Origin of the sequence: Longimicrobium sp. (genome assembly GCF_035474595.1) — a bacterium.
Taxonomy (GTDB): domain Bacteria; phylum Gemmatimonadota; class Gemmatimonadetes; order Longimicrobiales; family Longimicrobiaceae; genus Longimicrobium.
On sequence record NZ_DATIND010000092.1, the window covers coordinates 26,108 to 51,341 of the forward strand.

21 protein-coding genes are annotated in these 25,234 nt (G+C 71.3%); 14 read left to right on the forward strand and 7 right to left on the reverse strand.

All coding sequences use genetic code 11. The features are described 5' to 3' along the window. Positions 1–65: 65 nt before the first annotated feature. Together VLK66_RS17035 and VLK66_RS17040 are read right to left on the reverse strand one after the other, a co-directional pair. Positions 66–686 carry a hypothetical protein gene (locus VLK66_RS17035; RefSeq protein WP_325310654.1) on the reverse strand — a complete coding sequence of 207 codons (621 nt, stop codon included), beginning with the start codon at positions 684–686 and terminating at the stop codon, positions 66–68. Beyond that, positions 683–2,392 (reverse strand): PASTA domain-containing protein, encoded by a 1,710-nt coding sequence (locus VLK66_RS17040; RefSeq protein WP_325310655.1) that lies wholly within the window; start codon positions 2,390–2,392, stop codon positions 683–685. Before VLK66_RS17040 ends, VLK66_RS17035 begins: the two co-directional genes overlap by 4 nt. A 475-nt stretch (positions 2,393–2,867) precedes the next feature. Between VLK66_RS17040 and VLK66_RS17045 the strand changes: the two genes are divergently transcribed. The 12 genes from VLK66_RS17045 (at position 2,868) to VLK66_RS17100 (ending at position 15,347) form a co-directional block, all read left to right on the forward strand. Further along, positions 2,868–3,809, forward strand: coding sequence for a phosphoribosylaminoimidazolesuccinocarboxamide synthase (locus VLK66_RS17045; RefSeq protein WP_349260514.1), 942 nt, complete (start codon positions 2,868–2,870; stop codon positions 3,807–3,809). Further along, a complete protein-coding gene (pssA, locus tag VLK66_RS17050; RefSeq protein ID WP_325310657.1) occupies positions 3,806–4,696 on the forward strand; it encodes a CDP-diacylglycerol--serine O-phosphatidyltransferase in 891 nt (296 codons plus the stop codon). The genes VLK66_RS17045 and pssA overlap by 4 nt, the downstream gene beginning before the upstream one ends. After that, complete coding sequence (gene purS, locus VLK66_RS17055; protein ID WP_325310658.1) at positions 4,693–4,956, forward strand: phosphoribosylformylglycinamidine synthase subunit PurS; 264 nt, start codon at positions 4,693–4,695, stop codon at positions 4,954–4,956. The genes pssA and purS overlap by 4 nt, the downstream gene beginning before the upstream one ends. Further along, positions 4,953–5,648, forward strand: a complete 696-nt coding sequence (gene purQ / locus VLK66_RS17060) for a phosphoribosylformylglycinamidine synthase subunit PurQ (RefSeq protein ID WP_325310659.1) — start codon at positions 4,953–4,955, stop codon at positions 5,646–5,648. Before purS ends, purQ begins: the two co-directional genes overlap by 4 nt. A 229-nt stretch (positions 5,649–5,877) precedes the next feature. Continuing rightward, positions 5,878–6,771, forward strand: a complete 894-nt coding sequence (locus VLK66_RS17065; RefSeq protein WP_325310660.1) for a hypothetical protein — start codon at positions 5,878–5,880, stop codon at positions 6,769–6,771. A 449-nt stretch (positions 6,772–7,220) separates the two neighbouring features. Continuing rightward, positions 7,221–9,536, forward strand: coding sequence for a phosphoribosylformylglycinamidine synthase subunit PurL (gene purL, locus VLK66_RS17070; protein ID WP_414676492.1), 2,316 nt, complete (start codon positions 7,221–7,223; stop codon positions 9,534–9,536). Between the two features lie 237 nt (positions 9,537–9,773). Further along, the gene (gene purF, locus VLK66_RS17075) at positions 9,774–11,165 is read left to right on the forward strand and encodes an amidophosphoribosyltransferase (protein ID WP_325310662.1); all 1,392 of its coding nucleotides are present in this window, start codon (positions 9,774–9,776) and stop codon (positions 11,163–11,165) included. Between the two features lie 581 nt (positions 11,166–11,746). Further along, entirely contained in the window at positions 11,747–12,847 is a 1,101-nt protein-coding gene (locus VLK66_RS17080; protein ID WP_325310663.1) for an aldo/keto reductase, read from the forward strand. A gap of 190 nt (positions 12,848–13,037) precedes the next feature. Further along, on the forward strand, positions 13,038–13,631 hold the full coding sequence (locus VLK66_RS17085) for a hypothetical protein (RefSeq protein ID WP_325310664.1): 594 nt from the start codon (positions 13,038–13,040) through the stop codon (positions 13,629–13,631). A 339-nt stretch (positions 13,632–13,970) separates the two neighbouring features. Then, positions 13,971–14,444, forward strand: a complete 474-nt coding sequence (locus tag VLK66_RS17090; protein ID WP_325310665.1) for a DUF3761 domain-containing protein — start codon at positions 13,971–13,973, stop codon at positions 14,442–14,444. A gap of 142 nt (positions 14,445–14,586) precedes the next feature. Beyond that, positions 14,587–14,814 (forward strand): hypothetical protein, encoded by a 228-nt coding sequence (locus tag VLK66_RS17095; RefSeq protein WP_325310666.1) that lies wholly within the window; start codon positions 14,587–14,589, stop codon positions 14,812–14,814. Positions 14,815–15,041: 227 nt separating this feature from the next. Then, positions 15,042–15,347 carry a hypothetical protein gene (locus VLK66_RS17100; protein ID WP_325310667.1) on the forward strand — a complete coding sequence of 102 codons (306 nt, stop codon included), beginning with the start codon at positions 15,042–15,044 and terminating at the stop codon, positions 15,345–15,347. A 112-nt stretch (positions 15,348–15,459) separates the two neighbouring features. On the opposite strand, the gene VLK66_RS17105 is transcribed toward VLK66_RS17100, so the two are convergent. The 5 genes from VLK66_RS17105 to VLK66_RS17125 all read right to left on the reverse strand — a co-directional run bounded on the left by VLK66_RS17105 (position 15,460) and on the right by VLK66_RS17125 (position 21,969). Continuing rightward, positions 15,460–17,430: a beta-propeller domain-containing protein gene (locus VLK66_RS17105; RefSeq protein ID WP_325310668.1), complete on the reverse strand. Its 1,971-nt coding sequence runs from the start codon at positions 17,428–17,430 to the stop codon at positions 15,460–15,462. Positions 17,431–18,014: 584 nt separating this feature from the next. Further along, the gene (locus tag VLK66_RS17110) at positions 18,015–19,058 is read right to left on the reverse strand and encodes a tetratricopeptide repeat protein (RefSeq protein ID WP_325310669.1); all 1,044 of its coding nucleotides are present in this window, start codon (positions 19,056–19,058) and stop codon (positions 18,015–18,017) included. Positions 19,059–19,072: 14 nt separating this feature from the next. Next, on the reverse strand, positions 19,073–19,621 hold the full coding sequence (locus VLK66_RS17115; protein WP_325310670.1) for a hypothetical protein: 549 nt from the start codon (positions 19,619–19,621) through the stop codon (positions 19,073–19,075). Between the two features lie 47 nt (positions 19,622–19,668). Further along, on the reverse strand, positions 19,669–21,387 hold the full coding sequence (locus VLK66_RS17120) for a GAF domain-containing sensor histidine kinase (RefSeq protein WP_325310671.1): 1,719 nt from the start codon (positions 21,385–21,387) through the stop codon (positions 19,669–19,671). A 405-nt stretch (positions 21,388–21,792) separates the two neighbouring features. Next, a complete protein-coding gene (locus VLK66_RS17125; RefSeq protein WP_325310672.1) occupies positions 21,793–21,969 on the reverse strand; it encodes a hypothetical protein in 177 nt (58 codons plus the stop codon). 354 nt (positions 21,970–22,323) lie between these two features. On the opposite strand from VLK66_RS17125, the gene VLK66_RS17130 reads away from it, so the two are divergent. Together VLK66_RS17130 and VLK66_RS17135 are read left to right on the forward strand one after the other, a co-directional pair. Next, positions 22,324–22,887, forward strand: a complete 564-nt coding sequence (locus tag VLK66_RS17130) for a DinB family protein (RefSeq protein ID WP_325310673.1) — start codon at positions 22,324–22,326, stop codon at positions 22,885–22,887. A 540-nt stretch (positions 22,888–23,427) separates the two neighbouring features. Beyond that, a complete protein-coding gene (locus VLK66_RS17135; protein WP_325310674.1) occupies positions 23,428–25,224 on the forward strand; it encodes a right-handed parallel beta-helix repeat-containing protein in 1,797 nt (598 codons plus the stop codon). Positions 25,225–25,234: the final 10 nt, after the last annotated feature.

The following is a 25,234-nucleotide window of genomic DNA, read 5'->3' on the forward strand; positions in this document are numbered from 1 at the left end:
TCGCCCCCGGCACCCGATACCATCGGGCGCGCGGGGGCGATTTCGGTCGCGCGGCGATGCCGGGGCTACGAGTTGGCGACCACCGCCGCCGGCTCGGGCGTGGCGATCCGGCCCACGGGAACGGCGTCGCGGATGGGAACGCCGTCGCCGAACCTGAGGACGCGCGGGAGCTGGACGTCCTTGATGCGGCTGCCGGCGGGCTGCTCGGCCACGGTCAGCGCCACGCCCACCTCCAGCTTCCCGGAGCGCAGCTCGCGGAAGCGCCCGCCCTGCACCACCAGCACCCCGCCGATCACCTTCACGCCCACGGTCACGCCGAGCGGGATGGAGACCGGGTAGGTCTCGTTGAAGACGATCTCGATCTTCGGCGCGTACTCCCAGGCGAAGCGGTGCTCGGCCAGCTCCAGCATCGTCTCCTCGCCCGAGGGGTGCAGGCGCGCGTCGGCCAGCTCGCGGATCTCGGGGTAGCGCTCCCAGGCGCCGGTCAGCAGCTCGGCGAAGGGCACGTCGAGCACCTTCGCGGCCTGCTCGATGACCTTGCCGATGGCGGCCTCGAACACGGTGCCGCTCACGTGCCCCGCGAAGGGCAGCAGCTTCTCGCGCACGGCGGCGGTCAGCTTCTCGGCGAAGGTGGCCTCGAACTCCACGGCCTCGGCCAGGGTGGTGCGGCTCTCGTCCATCATCATCTCCTCTTCAGGATCACGGATTCGCCGTCGCCCGGCCAGAAATCCGGTTGGTCGTCGCTGGTGGTCACCCGCACCCGCCCGGCGGAGATCGTCTCCGGCTCCTCGGTGGGTCGCGGCACGTCGCCCTCCATCATCGTCACCGCCACGCGCCCGGCGCCCAGCGGCACCTGCGCGGTGTTGGCCTCCTTGGGGCGCGCCTCGGCCATGCGCACGCCCAGCCGCACCCGCCCGCCGGTGGCCATCTTCTCCGGCTGCGGCGCCGCCTGCTGCTCGCCGCCGTCCACCCGCACGCGCACGCCGACGGGCATGGGCCCCGGCACCGGCGCGGCCACCGTGGCGCCCCGCGGCGCGGCCCGGCGCCGGTCGATCGCGCGCAGGACCAGCCCGAGCACCATGAAGGCGAGCAGCACCAGCATCGCGTACAGCGCCGAGCGCGGGAAACGCCTTTCCGCCGGCGCGGGCTGCGGCTCCGGTCGAGACGCGGGCGGCCGCGCGGCGGGCTGGTTGGCCGCGGGCTGCGGCGCGACCGGCTGCGGCGTCACCTCGGGCGTCGCGGGCTGCGGCGCGGGCACGGTGTCCTGCGCGGCGGGCGGCACGACGGGCGGGGCGATGGGCTGCGTGGCCACCGGCGTGGTGTCCGCGGGCGGCCGCACGGGCTCCGTCGGCGCGACGACGACCGGCGGCACCACGGCGGGCGCGCGGGAGACGGTCAGGGCGACGGCGGTGCCCGGCGCGACCGCCGTACCCGCCGCGACCGACTGGCCGACCACGCGCGGCTCGCCCGGCGCCTCGCGCTCCGTCACCCCGCCCGCGCGGAGGCCGGCGGCGGCGAGCGTCCGCCGCGCCTCGGCCAGCGGCTGCCCGGCCAGCGACGGCACCCGCACCAGCCGCGGCCGCGCCACCGTCACGGTGACGAAGGTGCCCGGATCCACCGACGCGCCCGCCGCGGGCTTCTGCCCGACGACGGTTCCCGCGGCGGAGGAGGACGACGCGCTGTCCACCGAGCCCAGCAGCAGCCGCGCGCCGCCGATCGCCGCGCGCGCCTCGGCCACCGTCTTCCCGGCGACGTTGGGAACGACCACGCGGTCCGGCTGCGGCTCCACCGGCGTGGGCGGCTGCGGCTGCGCCGCCGGCGCCCGCCGGGCGATGGTGATGCGCACGCGGCTGCCGGTGCTCACCCGCGTCCCCGCGGCGGGCTCCTGCGCCACGACCCGGCCGGCGCGCGCGCCCTCGGCGGAGGCGGAGTCCACGCGGCCGGGAACGAGCCCGCCGGCCACCAGCCGGGCGCGCGCCATCAGCACGCTCATCCCCGTCAGGTCCGGCACGCTCACCTCGTTGGGCACCTGCACCACGCGGCCGCCGCCGTCCGTCTCCCCGTCGCCGGTCTGCGTCTGGCGCGCGCCGGTGGACACCTCGAGCACGGCGGCCGAGCCGACGCGCACGGCCTGGCCGGACGCGGGCTCCTGCGTCACCACCACGCCCTTCGGCTGGGCCGAGGCCACGTCGCGCACCCGCACGCTCATCTGCAGGCGCTGCAGGCGGGTGATGGCCTGCTCGCGCGTGAGCCCCACCACGTCGGGCATGGTGGGCTGCTGCGCCGAGGAGAGGGTCGACTGCGCGCGCAGGCCGGCCGCGGGCGCCACGAAAGCGAGCGCCAGCGCCAGGAAGATGCGGAACGGCAGCGGAAGGGAGATGCGCCCCGGCATGGGAAGTCCGCGAGGACGGGGAAGGCGAAGTCGGCGGGCGGGAGGAAGTTACGCCCAAACGGATGATACTCTGATCGCGCGGATCGCACAACAGAATCGCGTCAAAGGAAGTGCTGAGTGCTGAGTGCTGAGTGCCAAGTCCTAAGTCCTAAGTCCTAAGTCCTAAGTCCTAAGTCCTAAGTCCTAAGTTCCTGATGCGGAGTGCTGGACTCTGGAAGGACGGCCGGGGGATGAGGCTCCGGAGCACCCTGCGTCGCATCCCTCCGGCCGAATCCTTCGTCGGCGAACGTCAGCACCTGGCACTCAGCACTCAGCACTCAGCACTCAGCACTCAGCACTCAGCACTCAGCACTCAGCACTTAGGACTTAGGACTTAGGACTTAGCACTTAGGACTTGCCTTGGTTGCCGCGCCCCCGCGCGCCTGCTACCTTTCCGCCCATCCGACCGGCAAAACCCAGCATCGGAGCCACCGTCCTGACCCCGGCGCTCGTCACCACCGACCTCCCCTTCCCGCTGCGGGTGCGCGGGAAGGTGCGCGACGTGTACGACCTGGGCGACGCGCTCCTCATGGTCGCCACCGACCGCGTCAGCGCGTTCGACGTGGTGATGCCGCAGCCGGTGCCCCGCAAGGGCGAGGTCCTCACCCTGATCTCCGCCTGGTGGTTCGCGCGCACCGCCGACCTGGTGCCCAACCACCTCATCTCCGTCGACCCCGGCGAAATCGCCGCCCGCTACCCCGCGCTCGCCCCGCTCCGCGACGCGTGGGCGCGCCGGTCGATGCTGGTGCGCAAGCTCGATCCCTTCCCCGTGGAATGCGTGGTCCGCGGCTACATCAGCGGGAGCGCGTGGAAGGAGTACCGCGAGCGCGGGACGCTGGCCGGCGAGCCGCTTCCCGCGGGGCTGCGCGAGTCGGACCGCCTCGACCCGCCGGTCTTCTCCCCCGCCACCAAGGCCGAGACCGGGCACGACGAGAACATCCCCTTCGGGCGGATGGGCGAGATCGTGGGCGCGGAGGTTGCCGGTACGCTCCGGGCGCACGCGCTGGCGCTGTACGGCCGCGGGCGCGAGGTGGCGGCGGGCGCGGGGATCATCATCGCCGACACCAAGTTCGAGTTCGGCCGCGACGGCGACGCGACGATCCGGGTGATGGACGAGGTGCTGACGCCCGACTCGTCGCGCTTCTGGCCGGCCGACACCTACCAGCCGGGGCGCGGCCAGCCGTCGCTGGACAAGCAGCCGCTGCGCGACTGGCTGGAAGAGCTGGTCGGGCGCGGCGAGTGGAACAAGGCGTACCCGGCGCCCGACCTGCCGCCGGAGGTGATCGATGCCACCTCGGCGCGCTACCAGGACGCCTTCCGGAGGCTCACGGGGATGACGCTGGACGAGTTCCCGCTCCGCGCGGAGGAGGGGCGATGAGCGACACGGGGAACACCGTGGCCGGCGCGCGCCGCCGGCGGCTGAGGCGGGGGATCATCATCCTCCCCAGCGCCTTCACGGTGGGCAACATGTTCCTGGGCGTGTGGGCCATCGTCCACGCCACCCGGGGCGACTTCATCACCGCCGGCTGGCTGATCGTGCTGGCGGCGGTGTTCGACATGCTGGACGGCCGCATCGCCCGCTTCACCGCCACGGGAAGCGCCTTCGGCGAGGAGCTGGACTCGCTGGTCGACGCCATCTCGTTCGGCGTGGCGCCGGCGCTCATCATCTACTTCACCTTCCTGAAGAACGGCGGCGAGTGGAGCTGGATCGTCGCCTTCCTCTACATCACCGCCGCGGTCTTCCGGCTGGCGCGCTTCAACATCGAGCAGGCGGGAACGGCGAAGTCCGCGTTCCACGGGCTTCCCTCCCCCACCGCGGGCGCCTCGGTGGCCACGTACTACGCCTTCACGCAGACCGCGCTCTGGCACCGCTGGTTCAGCCACGTGGACGCGGGGCGCGCGGCGGGGTGGCTGATGATGATGGTGGCGGTGCTGATGGTGAGCAACGTCCTGTACCCGGTGGTCCCGCGCTTCTCGCTCCGCACCTGGAGCGGGCGCTTCGCGATGGCGATGGCGGTGCTGGCCATCGTGGCCGCGTTCACCTATCCGGAGTACTTCTTCTTCCCCATGTCCATCGTCTACATCGGCTACGGGCTGCTGCGCACGGTGATGCAGGGGTTCGAGGAGAAGCTGCCCGACGAGGACCCGATCGAGACCGTGGACCCGAGCCCGGACGAGGTCCGGCCGCTGGAATACGAGGGGCGCCGCGGCCCGCGCGCCGCGGGGCCGCCGCCCGACGCGCTGAACGAGGAGCTTTTGCCGTGACGGACTTTCGCGTGGAGGTGCGGGTGACGCCGCGCCGGGGGATCCTGGACCCGCAGGGGAGCGCCGTGCAGGGCGCGCTGAAGTCGCTGGGCTTCGGCGGCGTGGAGGACGCGCACGTGGGGCGGCTGATCCGCTTCACCCTGTCGGCCGACTCGGAGGCCGACGCGGCCGGCCGCGTGGACGCGATGTGCCGGCAGCTGCTGGCCAACCCGGTGACCGAGGACTACGACGTGCGCGTGGAGGCGCTTGCCGCGGCATGAAGATCGGCGTGGTGACCTTTCCCGGCAGCAACTGCGATTACGACTGCTACAAGGCGGTCCAGGAGAACCTGGACGCCGAGGCCGTGTTCCTGTGGCACAAGGAGCACGACCTGCAGGGCGTGGACGCGGTGTTCCTCCCCGGCGGCTTCAGCTACGGCGACTACCTGCGCGCCGGCGCCATCGCGGCGCACAGCCCCATCATGCGCGAGGTAAAGGCGTTCGCGGAGGGCGGCGGCCCCGTGGCCGGCATCTGCAACGGCTTCCAGATCCTGTGCGAGAGCGGCCTCCTCCCCGGCGCCCTGGTCCGCAACCGCACCCTGAAGTTCCGCAGCCGCCCCGTCCACCTGCTGGTCGAGCGCAACGACACGCTCTTCACCGCGGAGTACGAGGTCGGGCAGGTGCTGCGGGTGCCGATCGCGCATGGCGAGGGGTGCTACTTCGCCGAGCCGGAGCTGCTGGACGGGCTGGAGGCGAACGGGCAGGTCGTCCTCCGCTACTGCGACGCGGAGGGGCTGGTCACGCCCGCCGCCAACCCCAACGGCTCCGCGCGCGGCATCGCGGGGATCGTGAACGCCGCCGGCAACGTGCTGGGAATGATGCCGCACCCCGAGCGCTCGGTGGACCCGCTGCTGGGGCCGACCGACGGGCTGGGGCTGTTCCGCTCGGTGGCCGCGCATCTGGCGCGGGTGTGAGCCTCGCTCCGCCGAATGAATTCGGCGGCAACAAGGGGCACGAAGTCCCTGCGGGACTGCTGGCGGGGCATCCGGGCGGCTCCGGAGCATCGGTGACTAGCCGAGAAGCGGCCAAGCCGTGGTGCTGGAGCGAGTTATGCGCTGCGGGCGGGGATGACGGAACCGATCGGCGGGATGGGGCGATGCGGATCTCGCCATCTCCCGGCCCTGCCACACCGGAGGTGAGACGATGAAGATGATGCTGACGCTGGCCGCGGCGCTCTCTGCTGTCCTCGCCGCCTCTCCGTCCGCCGCGCAGCGGACCATCGCGCAGGGGATGTCGCCCGACCAGGTGCGCTCCGTCTTCGGCTCGCCCGCGCGGACGCGCACCGAGGGCGACTGGAGCTACTGGTTCTACTCCAACGGCTGCCCCAACCGCTGCGGCAGCGACGACGTGGTCTTCTTCCGCGGCGACCAGGTGATCGCCGCCGTGCTGCGCACCCGCGCGCGCCGCATCGACGCCCCGCCCGCCGCCGATGCCATCGGCGGCGAGGGCGGCTCGGCCGGCGCGGCCGCGGTCCGCGCGCAGGCGGCGCCCGCCGGGCCCGCGCAAAGCCAGGAGCGCGTGATCGTGCGCGGGCGCAGCCGCGAGCGCAACGGCACCCTGCCGCCCGCCGAGGTCGGCGGCGTGCGCGTGGAGTCCGGCGCGCCGGGGATGTCCGGCCAGGTGCGCGACGTAACCCCGCCGCCCGCCCGCTCGGGGAGCAACCTGTCGCGCGACAATGCGGCGGGCGCGAACGGCGCCGGGCAGAGCACCATCATCCGCGGCGGCGCCCCCACTACGACCGGCGGCGCGACGACGACGACGGGCGGCGGCCTGCCGGTCCCGACCCTGACGCGCGGCAACCAGACGGGGAACGGGCGCACGGTCACCGGCCCCGGCCCGATCACCGCGGGCGCGCAGCCGCCGGCCACGCTCAGCGACACGACCGGAACGCCGCGCGCGACCTCGGTGGACGACGAGCGCGCCGACCGCGAGAGCAAGGTCACGCGCACCACGGTGCCGAACCAGCCCGACACCATCCAGTCGCGAACCCGCGACCGCGAGAACAGCGTCACCCCGCGCGTGGTCCCGCGGCCGTAGGGCGGAGGGCGATCGCGCAGGAGACAGGCTCGGCGCGAGACGGGCTCAGCGCGGGACGGGCTTTCGAGCCAGTCCGACGCGTCGCGCCCTCTCCGGCCGGCTTAGGCCGTCCACCTCTCCCGTACCGGGAGAGGTAGCCTGGCGAGCTCGGCGCGGTGGGGAGAGATCCACGACGCCACGCGAGGCTGGGTGACGAGCGCGGATGCCGGGGCGCGAGTCCGCGAAGGCGGACTTCGGGCCGTTGTTGCCGCGAATTCATTCGCCCGGCGAACCCCGGCCGCGCCGAATCCGGCCCACGCGCACTCTGTTCCACCCCCTCCCGCGCAGCGGGAGGGGGTACGCGGTCTAAGCCGCGGGGGAGGGCCTCCGCGGGGGGAGGGCCGGGTGGCCTCGGACGCGCACTGCTGCTGGTCCCGATTGGAAACCACATCAACCGAAGCGATACACCGGTGTCCGTGAGCACACGTCCCGGCGATCCCGCGATCACTCCCGAGCTGGTCGCGGAGCACGGGCTTTCGACCGACGAGTACAGGCTCGTCCTGAGCATCCTGGGGCGCACGCCCACGTGGACCGAGCTGGGCGTGTTCAGCGCCATGTGGAGCGAGCACTGCGGCTACAAGAACAGCCGCCCGCTCCTGAAGAAGCTCCCCACCAGGGCGCCCTGGGTGCTGCAGGGCCCGGGCGAGAACGCCGGCGTCATCGACGTGGGCGACGGCCTGGCCATCGCCTTCAAGATCGAGTCGCACAACCACCCTTCGGCCGTGGAGCCGTACCAGGGCGCCGCGACCGGCGTGGGCGGCATCCTCCGCGACGTGTTCACCATGGGCGCGCGCCCCATCGCCATGCTGAACTCGCTGCGCTTCGGCGAGATCGACGGCGAGCAGGGCGACCGCGTGCGCTACCTCTTCGCCGGCTGCGTGAAGGGGATCGGCGACTACGGCAACTGCGTGGGCATTCCCACCGTGGCCGGCGAGGTGTACTTCGACGGCGCGTACGAGGGGAACCCGCTGGTGAACGCCATGTGCGTGGGGCTGCTGAAGCACGACGAGCTGATCCGCGGCGTGGCGGCCGGCGTGGGCAACGCGATCATGGCGGTGGGCGCGAAGACGGGGCGCGACGGCATCCACGGCGCCACCTTTGCCTCCGCCGAGCTGTCGGAAGAGAGCGAGGCGAAGCGGCCTCAGGTGCAGGTGGGCGACCCCTTCACCGAGAAGCTGCTCCTCGAGGCGTCGCTGGAGCTGATCCGCAGCGGCCACATCGTGGGCATCCAGGACATGGGCGCGGCGGGACTGGTCTCCTCGTCGACCGAGATGGCGGCGCGCGGCGGGACCGGCGTGGACATCGAGATCACCGCCGTGCCCGTGCGCGAGCGGGGGATGACGCCCTACGAGATCCTGCTCAGCGAGACGCAGGAGCGGATGCTCGTCGTCGCCAAGAACGGCCACGAGGAGGACGTCCGCGCCATCCTGGGCAAGTGGGACCTGGACGCGGAGACGATCGGCCGGGTGACGGAGACGGGGCGCTATGTCATCCGTGAGAACGGGGTCGTCATCGTCGACATCCCCGGCGAGCCGCTGGTGGAGGGATGCCCGACCTACACGCGCCAGGGCGTGGAATCTCCCGAGATCGCCGCGCTGCGCGAGTGGGACGCGTCCACGCTCTCGCCCGCGTTCGAGGAGAGCGACCCCACCTGGACGCTGCGGCAGCTGCTTGATTCGCCCTCCATCGCCAGCAAGCGCTGGGTGTACGAGCAGTACGACAGCACCGTGCGCACGAACACGGTGGTGGGTCCCGGGAGCGACGCGGCGGTGCTGCGGCTGCGGGGGACGAACAAGGCCGTGGCCATGACGGTGGACTGCAACGGCCGCTACGTCCACCTCAATCCTTATCGCGGCGGGCTGATCGCCGTGGCCGAGGCGGCGCGGAACCTGGTGTGCAGCGGCGCGCTGCCGCGGGCGGTGACGGACAACCTCAACTTCGGCAACCCGCTGAAGCCCGAGGTCTACTTCCAGATGTCCGAGGCGCTGCGCGGCATCGGCCAGGCGTGCGAGGCGTTCGAGACGCCGGTGACGGGCGGCAACGTGTCGCTCTACAACGAGAACCCGCGCGGCGCCATCTATCCCACCCCCACGATCGGGATGGTGGGGATCGTGGACGACGTGGCGCACGTGACGACCGCCGCGTTCAAGGCCGAGGGCGATGCGATCGTCCTCGCCGGGACGAACACCGGCGAGCTGGGCGGGAGCGAGTACCTGAAGGTGGTCCACGGCCTGGTGGCGGGAGATGCGCCCGCGCTGGACCTCGCGGCCGAGTCGCGGCTCCAGCGCGGCCTGCTGGCGGCCATCCGCTCCGGCCTGGTCCGCTCCGCGCACGACACGGCCGAGGGCGGGTTCGCGGTGGCGCTGGCGGAGAGCGCCTTCGCCTCCGGCGACGACCCGTTCGGCGTGGAGGTGGAGCTGCGGGACGACCTTCCCGCGAACGCGCTCCTCTTCGGCGAGGCGCAGGGGCGCGTGGTCCTGTCCTGCGAAGCGGCGAAGGAGGCGGAGCTGGTGCGCTGCCTGGAGATCCACGGTGTCCCCGCGCGCCGCATCGGCACCGTGGGCGAGCGCGGCGGCGTGTTCCGCGTAGCCACGAAGGACGGCGAGATCCGCGGCGTTTCATCGCTGCTGCGCGACGTGTACGAGCGGGCCATCCCCCGCCGAATGGACGGCAGCGCCGCGGACGTGGAGACGGCGCTGGAGAGCGAGGTGCAGCACGGGGCGTAGGGAGACGGGGAGATTCGCCGGTCGAACGGCATCTTCGATCGTCCGACGCATCGCGCCCTCTCCGGCCGGCCCAGGCCGTCCACCTCTCCCGTACCGGGAGAGGTAGCTCGGTGAGATCGGTGCACGGGTGGGATGCGGTCGCGAGCCACCGAATCCCGTTGCCTGCGGCTCCGAATCGCCCTCACGGTGTAAGAATCGCTTTCGCAACAACCTCACATCAGCAGGACAGATCGCCCCGTGTGTGGAATCGTCGCGGTTTCCGGCAATCCCGAAGCGGCCCGGCTCGCGTACCTGGGGCTGTACTCGCTGCAGCACCGCGGGCAGGAGGCGGCGGGGATCGCCACCTTCGACCGCGCCACCGGCGACAGCAGCCGCGTGCGCGAGGCCGGGCTCGTCTCCGACGTGTTCGGCGAGGACAAGCTGGACAAGCTGCGCGGCGACCTGGCCGTGGGGCACATCCGCTACTCCACCGCCGGCGGCGCGGGGCTGAAGAACGCGCAGCCCATCCGCGAGATCTACCGCTCCGGCCATCTCGCTCTCGTCCACAACGGCAACCTCACCAACTTCCACGCGCTGCGCGACCGGCTGCTGGACGAGGGCGCCATGTTCCAGAGCACCATCGACAGCGAGATCATCGTCCACCTGATCGCCCGCAGCCGCGAGGCGGGCGCCGAGGCGCAGATCATCGACGCGCTGCAGCAGCTGGAGGGCGCGTACTGCGTGCTGGTGTCGGTGGACGACGCGCTGTTCGCCGCGCGCGACCCGTTCGGCTACCGGCCGCTGGTGATCGGCGCGCTGCCCGACGGCGGGCTGATGGTGGCCAGCGAGACCTGCGCGCTGGACATCGTGAAGGCGCGCTACGTCCGCGACGTGGAGCCGGGCGAGGTGATCCGCATCCGCGGCGGCGAGATCGAGGAGGTCACGCGGCTTCCCCGCTTCGTGGACCAGCCGCAGCCGTGCATCTTCGAGCTGGTGTACTTCGCCCGCCCCGACACGCACCTGTGGGGGTACACGGTGGACCGCGCGCGCCGCGCCTTCGGCCGCAGGCTGGCGCAGGAGCAGCCCGCGCCGGGCGACATCGTCATCTCCATCCCCGACAGCGCCAACTCGGCCGCGGTGGGATACGCGGAGGCCAGCGGGATCGGGTTCGAGCTGGGGCTGATCCGCAACCACTACGTGGGGCGCACCTTCATCACCCCCACGCAGGCCGGGCGCGACTTCAAGGTGCGGCTGAAGTTCAGCCCCGTGCGCGAGGTGCTGGACGGCAAGCGCGTGGTGGTGGTGGACGACTCGCTGGTGCGCGGCACCACGAGCCGCGCGCTGGTGCAGATGCTGCGCGAGGCGGGCGCCTCGCAGGTGCACCTGCGCCTGGCCAGCCCGCCGGTGCGCTGGCCCTGCTTCTACGGCATCGACATGCCCACGCGCAACGAGCTGATCGCCGCCGAGAAGACGATCGACGAGATGCGCGAGTACCTGGGCGTGGACTCGCTCGGCTACCTCTCGGCCGAGGGGATGATCGACTGCGTGCGCGACCACGGCGAGACCTACTGCACCGCCTGCTTCACCGGCGACTACAAGGCCCCGCTGGTGGACGCGCAGGAGGGCTTCGCGATGTCCTCGCACTGCTGAGGCGCGCGGCCGCACGATCGGACGTCTCCGGCATCGGCTGAACGGGAATCGCGCCGCACGCCGGCATCCTGCCCGCCTGGCCCGCCCCTCCGCCCGCTCCGTGGCGGAGGGATGAACCGCAACTCCGCGCAGCGCACCGCTCTCGTCGAGCTACCTCTCCCGGTACGGGAGAGGTGGACGGCCTCGGCCGGCCGGAGAGGGCGCGATGCGGCGGGCACGCGAGGATGCCTTCCCCCGATCCGACGGAAGAATCGGTGCGTCCCGCCGAGTCACGTGCTGCCGCGGCTATGGATCCTTTGGCCTGCAACCTGTTGTGCAGACGCTGATTATGGCGTGACCGGCCTCAGGATGACGTCGGGTGGGGGCGGCGCGGAAGGACAAACTTCATTGCCGGATCTGGTATCAGCACCGCCTGCTGTCATCCCCTCCCCTACACCGCCGGTACGGCATCTTCCCACTTGCTTCCGCCCGCCGCGGAGGGCACCTTTCCATCTCTCCACTCCACTGAACTGGAGTACCGGCGCATCATCCGCCGCCGGCGAGATTTAGAGTCCGTTTCCGCGCCTGATCTGGAGGGCACGATGAGATACCGCACCTATCCGGGGACCGACATCACCGTCTCCGAAGTGGGCTTCGGGCTGTGGACGCTGGCCGCCGGCTGGTGGGGCGAGTTCAGCGACGACGAGGCGGTGGCCATGCTGCACCGCGCCTTCGACCTGGGCATCACCACCTTCGACAGCGCCGACACCTACGGCAACGGCCGCGCGGACGAGCTGCTGCGGCGCGCCTTCGGCGACCGCCGCGACCGGGTGGTCATCACCACGAAGGTGGGATACGACTTCTACAACAACCCCAACGTCCGCCGCGGGCAGCAGGAGATCCCGCACAGCGCCGACCCGGCATACATCCGCTTCGCCGTGGACGAGTCGCTGAAGCGCATGGGCACCGACGTGATCGACATCGTGAGCTACCACAACGCCCACGAGGAGCACGTGCCCGACGACGCGATCTGGGAGACGCTGGCGCGGCTGCAGGAAGAGGGCAAGGTGCGCGCGTGGGGCGGCGCGCTGGGGCCCAGCAACGGCTACCTGTTCGAGGGGGTGGAGCTGATCCGCGAGCGGCGCGCGAAGAACCTGCAGCTCATCAACAACATCCTGGAGCCCTTCCCCGGCCAGATCCTGACGCGCGAGGCCGAGCAGGCCGGCGTGGGGCTGCAGGTGCGCGTGACGCACAGCAGCGGGATGCTGGAAGGCAAGTACACGGAAGATACAGAGTTCGCCAAGAACGACCACCGCCGCCACCGCCCGCGCAGCTGGCTGACCAACGGGCTGAAGAAGCTGGAGGCGCTGGGCTGGCTGCACGAGGGGCGGGAGATGACCATCGGCCAGGGCGCGCTGAAGTGGATCCTGGCCAGCCCCGCGGTGATGACCACGCTGCCGAACATCTACAACGACGAGCAGCTGGAGGAGTTCGCCGCCGCCAGCGACCTGCCGGACCTCACGGCCGACGACCTGCGCCGTATCGACGAGCTGCAGCGCATCAACTTCGGCGTGCACGAGGAGCACATGCGCTACAAGGGCACCATGCTCCGCGACGGCGAGCCCCTCGCCCCGCACTACCGCTACGCCGGCGACGGCTATCCCGGCGCGCCGGAGTCCGAGGAAGCGGCGGCGGCGGATTGAAGCGCAACCTGTTTTCTGCTGTCCCGTCGATCTGATGGAGCACGGCCCCGGCGAAACCGATTCGCCGGGGCCGATGCATGCGCCCACTCCGCATGTGATTTGCAGCGGCCCCTCGCCAGACGGTCACGCGCGTCGCGGCGAAGGGAGCCTCTGCACCTCGTTCGCGATCTACCCCTGGATGGAAGTACCCATGCGCATCTCCCACATCAGCGTGCGTGCCGTGTTCGCCGCCGCGCTCGCCGCCCTGCTGTCCGGCCTGGCGCCGGCCGCCGCGGCGCAGGACCTCGTCCCCCTCGTGGGCAAGCCCATCGCGTACCGGGTGAGCATGCCGGCGCAGGGCTGGAACGTTTCCACCGTGGACGACAAGCTGATGGTCGGTCGCGACAGCGTGATAATGATCGTCTCCGCGACGGACCTGGTGGCCCTGCAGGGCGACTCCCGCGCCGGCACCGAGGCGGATCGACGGCGGATACTGACGGCAAGGTTCATGGGCTCCGACTCGATCATGATGGCGCTGATGACCCGAGTGGCCGCGCGCGCCACCGCCCTGGAGCAGGAAGGGCTGGTGCAGGAGATCCGCACGCTGGGCGGCCAGCGGGCCGCATACATCCGCGACCGTAAGGTGCAGGACGGCAGGACCACGTGGCGCCAGGTGTACCTCACCGTGAAGGACGGCATCATGTACCTGCTGGTTTTCGTCGCCCAGGGCGAAAACCCGGACATGCACAAGGATCTCTTCGACCGCGTCCACCAGTCGTTCGTGCTGGCGGAGACGCCGAAGTAGGGACGCGAGCTTCTGAAATCGAGAAGCAGGGAGGACGCAGATTGCGCCCCGGGACATTCAAGGAACGCCAGGAAACCCCAGCGAGTGCATCGCCGGGGTTTCGTCTTCTTCGGGACCGCTGCGGAAACCGATGCTCCACCTCCTTGGCACTGGAGGAGAGCGCCAGGCAACCCACCGATGTCATATTTGGGCCGCAGTGCGCGCAACCGAATCGCCGTTTTCTCTTGACTTCCGAACAAAATTCATCGAATGTGCGCCCGAGAAGGAATCGGCCTCTGTCCAGCCGTTGGCGTCAACAGATCGCAGCTGGTCACACGTCACCCCATCGTGCGTACGGCCATGGAAGAGAACATTTCGCCGCGTCCGATTCAGAACGTGAACGTGCACGGCACCGGGCACACGATCATCGTAGCAGGCCGCGACGCGCAGGTGACGTTCCCGCCGACTCCAGCGCCGCAGCCCGATCACACGCCGAGTACTGGAGCGGGGAGCATGCCGGGAAATGCCGCCACATCGAAGCGGCGCTGGAGCCGGGCTTCCGGTGGCAAGCTGTCGGCCAGCACGCTCGTCGCCGTCGCGCTGCTCTCGGCGCTCGCCTTCTCTTCATCACACGGAACAACTTCTCCCCCGACGAACACCGTCTGGCCCGAAGGGAAGACGGCCCTGTGCAAGGACGGCCGGTTCTCGGAGAGCCATACGCGTTCGGGCACCTGCTCCAGCCACGGCGGTGTGGTGGAGTGGCGGCTCCCAGCCTCGAATCCGGTCTGGCAGCACCCGGCGGCGGCCGGCGAACGGCTCGCGACGCGCACCTGAACTCTTTCCTGGCGCTTGAGATAGAGAAATGCCCCGGCAGCGCAGGCGCCGGGGCATTTGGCGTCTTGTAGGGAAATCGGGAACCCGCGTCCGTCTCTCCTCTGATCCTTGTTGCTACTGCACCTGCACATGGGAGGCACCGATGGCCAGACGGTACAAGGGGCACATGAACGGCGAGCGCTATCTCGCGAACACGAACCCGAGCAAGAAGGAAGTTCACGACCTCGACAACGAGAAGACCGGCAGGAACGAGTGCCAGATCGACGAGATCATCAGCGCGGGTAACGACAAGCCGTACAACTCGCAGAAGGCCGCCAACGACGCCGGTTACAACAACTGCACGCACTGCATCGGGGACTCCGAGCGGTGACCACCGGACCGCGTGGTTGACCGCGTGACACGAGAATGCCCCGGCAGCGCAGGCGCCGGGGCATTCTCGTGTGCGGCAATCCCCGCCATGGGTGCGGGTGATGCTCACCGTCGGCCATCCTCCCGATGCGACACACAAGTTTGCTGGATGCGGGTGGCCTTCCCGATTACACTGCTTGAGACGACGCATATCTGATCATGAGTTTCCTTTCACGCGGAGCTACACCGATGCGCAAGCTCAGGCTGGACGTGGATCGCCTTTCCGTGGAGTCGTTCGCCACGGGAGCAGTGATGCGGAAAACCGGGACGGTACGCGGCCGCGGCGAAGACTGCACGTATTTCGACAGCTGCTTCTGCCACACGGCGTACGCGGTCTGCGGCACTGGCCACGCCACCATCTACTCGTGCAACTACACCTACGACGAGCGCTGTGCCGAGGACACGCTGGCCGAGCCGTGCGAGCGCACCGCGGTGGATTGCCTGGACACCTCGTACGACGTGTGCGGCACGCGTATGGACACCCCCGTCTGCTGAGGGCATCGGCGGACAACGTGCCGAGAGCCCGGCGCGCGCAATCGGCCCCGGCGGTCATCTCGCCGGGGCCGATTCGTATCCACCGTCGCGCGTCATCCGCGGCTGATCGCTCTCAGCGCGTCCCCGCCGCGGCGGGCGGCGGGGCGAAGCTGACGCGGCGCAGCTCGTGGATACGGCCGTCGTCTTCCCTTCCCTCCACCAGCTCGTAGCCCAGCAGCGCGAAGACGCGGCCGCGCAGGAAGATGGGGCGCGCGTTGCCGTACCAGTCCACGCAGCTGACCTTGCAGCCGTCGTCCGCGCCCGAGGTGTCGCGTGCGGCCAGCTCGCCCAGCTCGCGCAGGCGGAACGCCTGGTTGCGCAGGAACAGCACCGACGCCGAGCCGCGGTCCAGCTGGCGGTACCCGGGGCGCGCCGCCTCGGCCACGGGCAACCCCAGCACCCCCACGTCGTCGCCGTCGGGCCGGTAGAAGAAGCCGTGCGTGCGCGTCTCGCCCTGCGACGCGTTCGGGCGAGTGTAGCGGTCCGCCAGCGTGGCCCGCGCGCCGCCCAGCCGCACTCCGCTGAAGTGCAGGTCGCGCCCGTCGCTGCCCACCACCACCGCGCCCGAGCCCATCGCCTCGATGCGGTCCACGCCGTGCGGCAGCCGCAGCGAGTCGACCGCGCCCGCGCCGGCCCAGCGCACCGCGTACACCATCGACGTGTCCTTCATCGCCCCGGCCCAGCCGGCGCCCGGGCCGTACATCAGCCAGCTGCCCACGTAGCGGTTCTGGAGCGCCCGGTTGCCGCCGGGCGTGGGAAGGCGGCGGTAGGCCGACACCGGCGCCGCGCGGCGTCCGTCGCCCAGGCTGGCAATCGGCACGCGCAGCAGCGACAGATCGCCCTCGGGCACCTCCTGCCGCCACATCGCCTCGCCGCTCGCGTCGGCCTCCACCAGCACGTTCAGGTACCCGTCGCCGCCCTCCAGGAACGACATCTGGTCCACGGGCCCGCCGCTCACCCGCAGCCCCGTGGGCGCCGAGCCGTCCAGCGGCATGCGGTAGAGCATGGACTGCGGCGGCAGCTCGCCGTCCCGTTCGTTCCACAGCTCGCGCGTGGCCCACACGTACACCGCGCGCGGCGACACGTAGAACACGCGCCCCTGGGGCCCGAAGAGCGCGGTGGAGCGGCAGTCCAGCGCCTCGCCCAGCAGGTCGCACACCGTCACCGTGTGCAGCACCAGCTCGTCGTCGAACGAGACGTCGCCGGCGGGGCGGTAGACGCGCGCGGCCGGCGCGGTGCGGTGGAAGGTGGTGTCGGCCACGCCCCAGCGGCGCACGGCGGGAAAGCCGGCGAACGGGTCGTCGGTCTCGAACGGGTCCACGGGCACGGGGGAGTACATCACCAGCTTACCGTCCACCAGCCGGCTGGCGAAGTTGCGCGACGAGTAGTAGTCCTCGGAGCGGAGCTGGTAGGTGGCGCGCCAGGCGAGGCGCCCGGCCTCGTCCAGGTGGAACAGGCCCAGCTCGGTGCCGCCGCGCTCGTAGCTGTAGCCGATGACCACCACCTGGTCGCCCGACACCAGCATCTCGTCGATCCAGGTGCCGCTGGGGTCCAGCCCGGGGCCGAAGGCGTCCAGCGCGCTCACCGGCTGCAGCGCGTCGCCGCCGATGCGCACGGTGAAGAGGCGTCCGCGGCGCAGGATCACCAGGTAGTCGCCGTGCACCTTCACGATGCCGCCCTCGTCAACCCCCGCGTGCTGCACGTTGGTGATCGACTCGTCCGGCCGCGCCGCGGCAGCACCGGTCGCCGTGACCACCTGGTCCATCACGATCGGGGCCGGAGGAGGCGGCGGTGGCGCGCCCGGCATGGTGGGCGGGGGCGGGGGAGCGGGCGGCGGGGGTGGAGGAGGGGGCGGAGGTGGGGGTGGCGGCGGAGGCTCGTACGCGGCGGCCAGCTGGCGGACGAAGCTCGCGAACTCGGCGTCACTGCGGAACGGGCGCAGCGTGCGGCCGTGCTGGCCGGGGAGGCCGCCGGTCGCGCACCCGGCGCTGCCCAGCGACGCGGCGCACACGGCGGCCAGCGCGAACAGGGGGATCGCTCTCATCTCGCGGAAACGGTGAAGGGGTGGGGAGATAGCGGAAGGACGGCAGCGGATCGAGCAACGGGCGTGGAGATCCAGTATCGGGAATCGCCGCCGGTTTCGATAGATGCAACGCACCACCCGCCGCGCCTCCGCCGGCGACCGGCCACGAACCGTTGGGAGAGAGCGCTGATCCGAATCTCCCGCCTCTTCCCCCAATCTTCCTGCCAATCCCCCAATCTTGCCGCCCGTCCTCCGATTCGGTGCGATCGCCCGGCATCGCGCCCTCTCCGGCCGGCCGAGGCCGTCCACCTCTCCCGTACCGGGAGAGGTAGCTCTCCTGCATCTCCGCCACACCGCAAACATGGACGCCGCCAAAAGGTTTACCGGTTTCGAAACTGATCGTGCAATCCGGCAGCGCACGTGCGACCTCGCCTATAGATCCTTCGGCCTGCAACCACTCGTGCTGAGCAAAGCTGGTGTGGCCGGCCTCAGGATGACGTCTCTGTGCGTTTGTAATGCCCAGGTGATTGGTAGATCCGGTATTACAGGGCGCGCGGAAGCTGACCCCCTGGCCCGAGACGAGAGAGCGCCAGCCGACAGGAAGGTCAGGCGGGATCGGGACCGGGCGCGAGGACGGAGGCTTTCCACTCCGCCAGGATCGGGTCCAGGCGGGCCGGCTCGCGGCGGGCGCCCAAGGCGGCGAAACGGTCGCGGGCCGCCTCGAGCAGGGCACAGGCTTCGGCGCGGCGCCCCTCCACGTACCGCAAGTGGGCGATCCCGCCCAGCACCTGGGCCTGCTCCAGCTCCAGGCCGGCCGCGCGGGACTCGGCGAGCGCCTGCTCCAGGTACTCGCCGGCCGCCGCGGTGTCGCCCTTCAGCCGCGCCACGATCCCCCGGAAGCGCAGCACCGCCACCGCGGCCTCGCGGTCGTCCGACTCGCGGGCGAAGCGGTCGGCCCGGTCCAGCGACTCGCCGGCCTGGCCCAGCTCGCCCAGGTGGATGAGCGGCTCGGCCACGCCCACCGAGAGGCGCGCCAGCATGGGAACGTGCCCCAGCCGCTCGGCCAGCTCCAGCCCCCGCTCGAAGTAGAGCTCGGACTCCAGCCACTCGCCCATGTCGGTGCAGATGACGCCCAGGTTGTGGTAGGCCATCAGCGCCGCGGTCCGGTCGCCCGTGCGCGCGCTGGCGCCGATGCTCTCCAGGTACAGCGTGCGCGCTTCGTGCAGGTCGCCGCGGATGTTGGCCACGACGCCCAGATTCTGGCAGGCGTGCCCCACCAGCTCGTCGTCGTGCACCGCGCGGGCGCGCTCCAGCGCGTGGCGGTACAGGCCGCTCGCGCCGTCCAGGTCGTGGCGCGCGAACCCGATCATCCCCCGCACGTTCAGCGCGCGTGCCCCGGCGCGCTCCAGGCCATGCAGCGCGGCCATCTCGCCGGCCAGCACCGCCAGCTCCTCGGCCTCGTCCAGCCGGCCCTGCGCCAGGCGCACCCGCGCGCTCCCCCGCGCGGCCTCCACCATCGCCTCGGGCGAGCGCTCCGCGGCGCCGTGGCGGAACGCGGCGGCATAGGCCTCGGCGGCGGCGCTCCACCGCCCGGCCTGCTCCATCTCGCGGGCGCTCTCCCGCCGCGCGGCGCATGCGGTTCCGCTCATCGCCCCGCTCCGCTTCAGTTCCCGCCGACCGCGTAGATGCTGAACCCGCTCAGCAGCGCCGCCACCCTTCCGTCGCGGTCCACCCCGCCCCTGGCCTCGGGCTGCCCGCGCGGCGGGAGGCGGTACAGCGCGTACGGCGGGCGCGGGCGGCCGGAGGTGCTGGCGCCGAGACAGGGCGAGTAGTTGACGGTGAGCCGCACCGCGCCCTGGAAGGTGGTCGGCGCGTTCCCCACCGGCTCGATGCGGAACGCGGCGTACGGGCGGTACCAGGTGATGCGGTACTGCGCCCCGGCAGGCGCCGACCCGGTGTCGAACTGCAGCGAGTGGCCGCCCCCGATCGCCACCGCGCCATAGCCCGCGGGCACGGTCACGATCGCCTGGCCGCCGGGAAGGAAAGCGCTGCTGTCGGCGCACGCGAGAAGGCGGACCCGCGTGGCCACCGTGACGCCGTTCCGGTAGCTGTCCGGGTAGGCGGTTTCGGTGGCGGGGACGCTGGCGCATGCGGGCGCCAGGGCGGCGAGCACGACGGCCGCCCACGCGGCGCGGAGCCGGGTTGCGTACATGAAGACCCCCGATCTGAAGGAGGTGCCGCGGGTTCGCTACCGCCCGTTCAGCACGGCAGGGCCGCCGGCTGGCGGGAAGGAGCGGAGATTGCCGCGGCCGCGGCGGGGAGCCGCAGGATGAAGGTGGAGCCGGCCCCGCACCGGCTCTCGGCGGTCAGGTCGCCACCCATGAGGCGGGCGAGCTTGCGGGAGATGGGAAGGCCCAGCCCGGTGCCGTCGGACCCGGGAACCTGCTCGAACTCGGCGAACACGCGGTCCAGGTGCTCGGGGGGAATTCCCCGCCCGGTGTCCGCGACGCGGATCTCCACCCAGCCGCCGGGCGCGGGTCCGGGGTGCCCGTCCGGCCGCCAGGCGGCGGAGAGCGAGACCTGCCCCCGCTCGGTGAACTTCACGGCGTTGGACAGGAGGTTGGTGAGGATCTGCCGCAGCCGCTTGTCGTCGGCCAGCGGCGAGGGCATCGGGGCCGGCGGCAGCGTGCGGAGTTGCAGCCCCTTGGCGCGCGCCTGGGGCTCGACGGCGGCCAGCGCCCCCTCCAGCGCGTCGGCCACCGGGCAGGGCCGCAGCTCCACCTCCATCTTCCCCGCCTCGATCTTGGCGAAGTCCAGCAGGTCGTTGATCAGGCCCAGCAGGGTGAGGGCGGCGGTGCGGGAGCGCTCCACGTAGCGCCGCGCCTGCGGCGGCAGCTCGCCGGCGATGCCGTCCAGGAGCAGGTCGCCGTACCCCTTCACCGCGGTGATGGGCGTGCGCAGCTCGTGGCTCATGGTGGCGAAGAACCGCTCCTTCACCACCGACAGCTCGCGCAGCCGCTCGTACGCGGCCTCCAGCTCCTGCGAGCGCGACTCCACGGCGCGGTGCAGCTGGGCATTGCTGATGGCCACGGCCGCGTGCCGCGCGAGCGTCACCGCCAGGCGGGTGTCGCGGCGGGTGACGTGGTAGGCCGTGCGGTGCCCCACGATCAGCGCGCCGAAGGTCTCGCCGAACACCGAGAGCGGAACGCCGAGCCCCTCGACCATTCCCTCGGCCACGTGCAGCGGGAAGTCGCGCGTGGGAAGCGCCTGGCCGCCGCCCACGAACAGGGGCTTTCCGGTGTGGATGACCAGCCGCGCGAGCGGGTCCTCCACGCCCCCGTCCGCGGTGCACAGCCCGACGGACGAGCGCAGGCGGACGCCGCCTTCGTCCACCGTGCTCACGGTGACGTAGTCGGCGCTCAGCAGGGTGCGCGTGAACCGCGAGACCAGCGTCAGGACCTCTTCCGGGTCCAGCGTGCGGTTGGCGGCCAGCCCCAGCACGTCCAGCGCCTCGCCCTCCTCGGCGCGCTGCCGCAGCGCCTCGCACTCGTCGCGGCTCTCGCGCAGGGCGCGGTCGCGGGCGTGGACGTTCGCCAGCGCCTCGCCCACCACCAGCCAGGGCTCGGCGGGGTCGGCGAACACGCCCGCGGGCGCGGCCAGCATCAGCCCGCCGGCCGCGCGGCCGTCGGAAACGGGAAGGGTGAGGAGCTCCGCGCCGGGGTACGCGGCCGAGATCTCCCGGCACAGCACGCTGGCGGGGTAGACTTCGGCGCGGCGGGCGTGCGCCACCATCTCGCACAGCTCGCTGGAGAGCTCCAGCTCGGGGGGGAAGCGCGTGAGTGCCGCGGGAGGGTCGCCCGCCACCCAGGCCGCGCAGTGCAGCGGCAGGGTTTCGCGGAGGGCTTCGACCAGCGCGCCGAAGGCGCTGGCGGGGTCGTCCTGCTGGCAGGCGAGGAGTGCGATGGCCGGGTACTGCATGGCCGCACCGATTTGCTGGATCGCGGCGGAAGGAACCCCCCGTGTCCGCCAGGAGGAAGCCGCCGCGGATGGGAGGATCGTTCACGAAACGTGCCCGGCTCGTCCACTTCCCGCACCCCGGCGGAGCGGCGGGGACGGACCCGGCAAGTCCCTGCACAACCGGCATTTATCGGCCACGCGAGAGTCACCCGGTCCGGACAGGTGCGGCATCCGCCGGGCGGCCCTTCGGGGCAGCCACGTCCCACATGGGACATCGTGAGGCCGATCGGATCCCGTCCCGCGCGGCCACCGATTCTTTCCACGACCCGGAGACGAAGCAATCGAAGGAGGATGAGCAAAACGGCGGCGGGCGCCGGAGACTTCGCGTCTCCGGCGCCCGCCGTGCGTTTCCGTGCGTCCGCCGGCTTAGAAGCAGGCGTCGATGCAGGTGTAGCCGAAGCAGGTGCCCACGAGCGGGTCGCAGGTGTACTGGTTCGCCTTGGTGCGGGCGTACGCCTCGACCGTGCCGGCCTCGACCTCGACCGCGGCGGTCTCGAAGGCGCTGACCTGCAGGTCGTCGATGTTCAGCGAGATCTTCTTCATCCTGCTACCTCCCTCTGGATTCCGGCGCGGGACCATGCGGAGACCGGCATCCCGCGCCCCACGGTTATCTCTCGGTGTCCTGAAGCAGTCTCCGTGCAGCCAACCTAGAGGGATCGATCCAGCGACACAACCCCTTGACACAGAGGGGTTTACCTGCATCGTGGCGTTCACGCTGGCTTCCTTCCGGTCCGGTGCTGCCTCGCGATTCCGGCGGCATCCCGTTGCCGCGCGGGTGGTTCGCGGGCGGCCACTCCGGTGGCTTCCCCGGCTCTGTCGGACGGGTACGGGGGAGGTAGATTCCATGAGCTTCGATCCCATTCCACCACGGCACATCCCGACCGGAGACGACGCACGATGCATCCGCGCATCCAGCAGGTGCTGGACCTGATCGACGAGCAGTACCAGGCCCTGCGTGCCGCCGCCGACGCGGTGCCCGCCGGGCACCGCGAGCACCAGCCGGCCGGCGGGGGGTGGTCGGTGGCGCAGGTGATCGAGCACGTCTCGAAGGTGGAGAACGTGATGGCCGAGCGCGTCACGCAGGCGCTGGCCGAAGCGCGGGCGGGCGGCGTGGGCCCGGAGACGGAGACCGCGCCGCTGGACACCTCCGGGCACTTCGCGAGGGTGGCCGACCGGTCGCAGAAGCGCGTCGCCCCCGAGCGCGCCCACCCGGCGCCCGACGCGCGCTACGACAGCGCCCGTGCCGCGCTCGATGCGGCGCACCAGCGCGCGGTGCAGGCCTTCGCCGCGGGCGACGGGGTGGCGCTGGCGCAGGTGGAGATGGCGCACCCCGCGCTCGGCCCGCTGAACCTGTACCAGTGGGGCGTCTCCGCCGCCGCCCACGAAGCCCGCCACGCCGCCCAGATCCGCGAGATCGCCGCCACCCTCGCATCACCCGACGAGCCCGCGGCCGCGAGCTGAGATGCCACGGCCCCGGCGAGCGGATCGCCGGGGCCGTGTTGGTGTCGGGAGATGATGCCGATCCCAGGAAAAACATGATCCTGAGTTGTCCCTTCGCTTTGCGCGCCGAGGGAAGATGAGAGACGAGCCGTAGCCGGCTTCCGAGCCGAACAGCCTCGCGCAGTTTGCGAGGCGTCCCGTGGTTGTTGCTGCGGCTTCAGCCGCCGGTGAGGAGCCAGCCCGTCACCCGCATCTTCCCCCCACTCCCGTTACTCTCGCACTCTAACACCCGTCACCACGGTGGAGCATTCCACTATGAGCGCTCCCTTTAACACAATGCTTGCGCACACCCCGTCACCTTCGTACCTTCTTGGTAAGAAATGTCTCTTGGGGGACGGCGCCCTCGCAGTCGGGCGCTTTCGACCATACACAGCGACGCCCCCCACGAGCGTGCAGGGATATGCGCAGTACAACCGGACCGCCCCGCCTGCCGAAGCGCGGCCGGCGGGGAAGTTGGAAGGGCGGCACCATCATCACCTATCACACGGAGGGAAGCGATCGATGGCAAATTCCTCGATTCTGGCGGACATGCCGGGCACCACGGAAACCGAGACCGGACAGTTCACCGAGGCCTCGCTGTACGACCCCGGCGAGGCCTGGGTCAACGTGCGCGACCCGGACTACGGGGCCACGTACGACGGGTCCGGCGCCATGACCAACGCGGCCGCGGTGATCCAGGCGGCCATCAACGACGCGAGCGCCGCCGGCGGCGGGACGGTCCTGGTTCCCGCCGGCACGTACACGCTCACCGCGTGGGTGTACGTGAAGAGCAGGGTGACCGTGCAGGGGATGCCGGGCTCGCTGATCCAGAACAACGGCGGCGGCTTCCGCAACGGCTCCTTCGTTACCGCCGTGGCCGCCGGGGCGGACTACGACATCGCCATCCGCGGCCTGACCATCCAGGACGTGAGCCCCAACCCCGCCACCCCTCCGTCCGACGATCCGGGGATCATCTCCCTGAAGTTCGCGGACCGGGTCCGCATCTCGGAAAACCGCATCTACCAGACCGGCAACAACACGCACCTGTACGGGGTGAAGATCTACGCGGCCCTGCGCGACAGCTGGATCACGGGGAACCATCACACGCTGGTGGGCGACTTCGTGTACATGATGGCGGGGGCCAACGACAACGTGGAGATCTCGCACAACACGGTGCGGGGCAGGCGCGACCTCAGCAGCATCCCCAACGGCATCAGCCTGTGGGGCGGGGCGAAGAACATCCGCGTGCTCAGCAACGACGTGCGCGGCATCGGCGACGAGGGGATCAGCGTGCAGGACTGCTCGAACGTGCTGGTGGAAGCCAACACGGTGTTCGACTGCGACAGCTCGTGCATCGACGTTCGCGGCACGAACCACAACGTGACCATCGCCGGCAACAACGTGGCGTACAGCAACGAAGGCCAGGGGTGCATCCGGGTGGGCGCGTTCGTGGTCAACGGCTCGCTCGGCGTGCCGGTGGGCGTGAGCGTGACCGGGAACACGGTGGACGCCACGCCCTCCGTCTCCGGCGGCCCGGGCATCCGCATCGAGGGTGCGGAGGACGTGTGCGTGAGCGGCAACGACGTGTACGGCACCACCGGCACGGGCTCGGGAATCGTGGTGCAGAGCACCTACAACACGGCCCGCAACGTGGTGGTATCGGCCAACACGGTGCGCAACCTGATCGTGGGGATCGAGATCCACGGCTGCCGCGGCTGTGCCGTGGACAACAACGTGGTGAGCGGCTGCGCGGGATCGGGGATCCGCACCTACAGCACGGCACCCGTCCGCCTCGACATCACCCACAACAAATGCTCGCGCAACGGGAGGACGGCGGCCTTCTCCAGCGGGATCGAGGTGAACGTGGGCGACCGCGTGCGGATCATGGGAAACCGGTGCTGGGACGACCAGGCCACTCCCACGCAGGCGTTCGCCATCCTCGTCAACAGCGCGGTGACCAACGCGCAGATCGTGGACAACGACGTGTCGCAGGGCGGACTGCTGATCGCCCCCTGGAACCACGCCAACGCGCCCGTGCTGGTGCGCGACAACCGGGGATACACCACCCGCGCCCGGAACAGCGTCACGGTGCCGGCGGGGGCCACCACGCTCTCGGTCGCGCACGGCCTGAACCGCGACATCGAGAGCGTGAACAACGTGCGCATCACGCCGCGATCCAACCTGGGCGGGCTGGACTACTGGGTGACCGACCCCACGCCGGGAGACGGCGCCTTCACCATCAACCTGTCGGCCGCCGCGCCGGCGGGCGGGGCCTCGTTCTCGTACGAGGCGTGGTCCGACCGCATGACCGCCTACTGAGGAGGGGGAA

Coding starts and splice junctions, on each gene's coding strand:
- VLK66_RS17110 (WP_325310669.1), bottom strand. CDS start 19,058: ATGAGCGGAACCGCATGCGCCGCGCGGCGGGAGAGCGCCCGCGAGATG.
- VLK66_RS17085 (WP_325310664.1), top strand. CDS start 13,038: ATGCGCATCTCCCACATCAGCGTGCGTGCCGTGTTCGCCGCCGCGCTC.
- VLK66_RS17125 (WP_325310672.1), bottom strand. CDS start 21,969: ATGAAGAAGATCTCGCTGAACATCGACGACCTGCAGGTCAGCGCCTTC.
- VLK66_RS17090 (WP_325310665.1), top strand. CDS start 13,971: ATGGAAGAGAACATTTCGCCGCGTCCGATTCAGAACGTGAACGTGCAC.
- VLK66_RS17105 (WP_325310668.1), bottom strand. CDS start 17,430: ATGAGAGCGATCCCCCTGTTCGCGCTGGCCGCCGTGTGCGCCGCGTCG.
- VLK66_RS17040 (WP_325310655.1), bottom strand. CDS start 2,392: ATGCCGGGGCGCATCTCCCTTCCGCTGCCGTTCCGCATCTTCCTGGCG.
- VLK66_RS17035 (WP_325310654.1), bottom strand. CDS start 686: ATGATGATGGACGAGAGCCGCACCACCCTGGCCGAGGCCGTGGAGTTC.
- VLK66_RS17080 (WP_325310663.1), top strand. CDS start 11,747: ATGAGATACCGCACCTATCCGGGGACCGACATCACCGTCTCCGAAGTG.
- VLK66_RS17100 (WP_325310667.1), top strand. CDS start 15,042: ATGCGCAAGCTCAGGCTGGACGTGGATCGCCTTTCCGTGGAGTCGTTC.
- VLK66_RS17130 (WP_325310673.1), top strand. CDS start 22,324: ATGCATCCGCGCATCCAGCAGGTGCTGGACCTGATCGACGAGCAGTAC.
- VLK66_RS17135 (WP_325310674.1), top strand. CDS start 23,428: ATGGCAAATTCCTCGATTCTGGCGGACATGCCGGGCACCACGGAAACC.
- VLK66_RS17115 (WP_325310670.1), bottom strand. CDS start 19,621: ATGTACGCAACCCGGCTCCGCGCCGCGTGGGCGGCCGTCGTGCTCGCC.
- VLK66_RS17120 (WP_325310671.1), bottom strand. CDS start 21,387: ATGCAGTACCCGGCCATCGCACTCCTCGCCTGCCAGCAGGACGACCCC.
- VLK66_RS17065 (WP_325310660.1), top strand. CDS start 5,878: ATGAAGATGATGCTGACGCTGGCCGCGGCGCTCTCTGCTGTCCTCGCC.
- pssA (WP_325310657.1), top strand. CDS start 3,806: ATGAGCGACACGGGGAACACCGTGGCCGGCGCGCGCCGCCGGCGGCTG.
- VLK66_RS17095 (WP_325310666.1), top strand. CDS start 14,587: ATGGCCAGACGGTACAAGGGGCACATGAACGGCGAGCGCTATCTCGCG.
- purQ (WP_325310659.1), top strand. CDS start 4,953: ATGAAGATCGGCGTGGTGACCTTTCCCGGCAGCAACTGCGATTACGAC.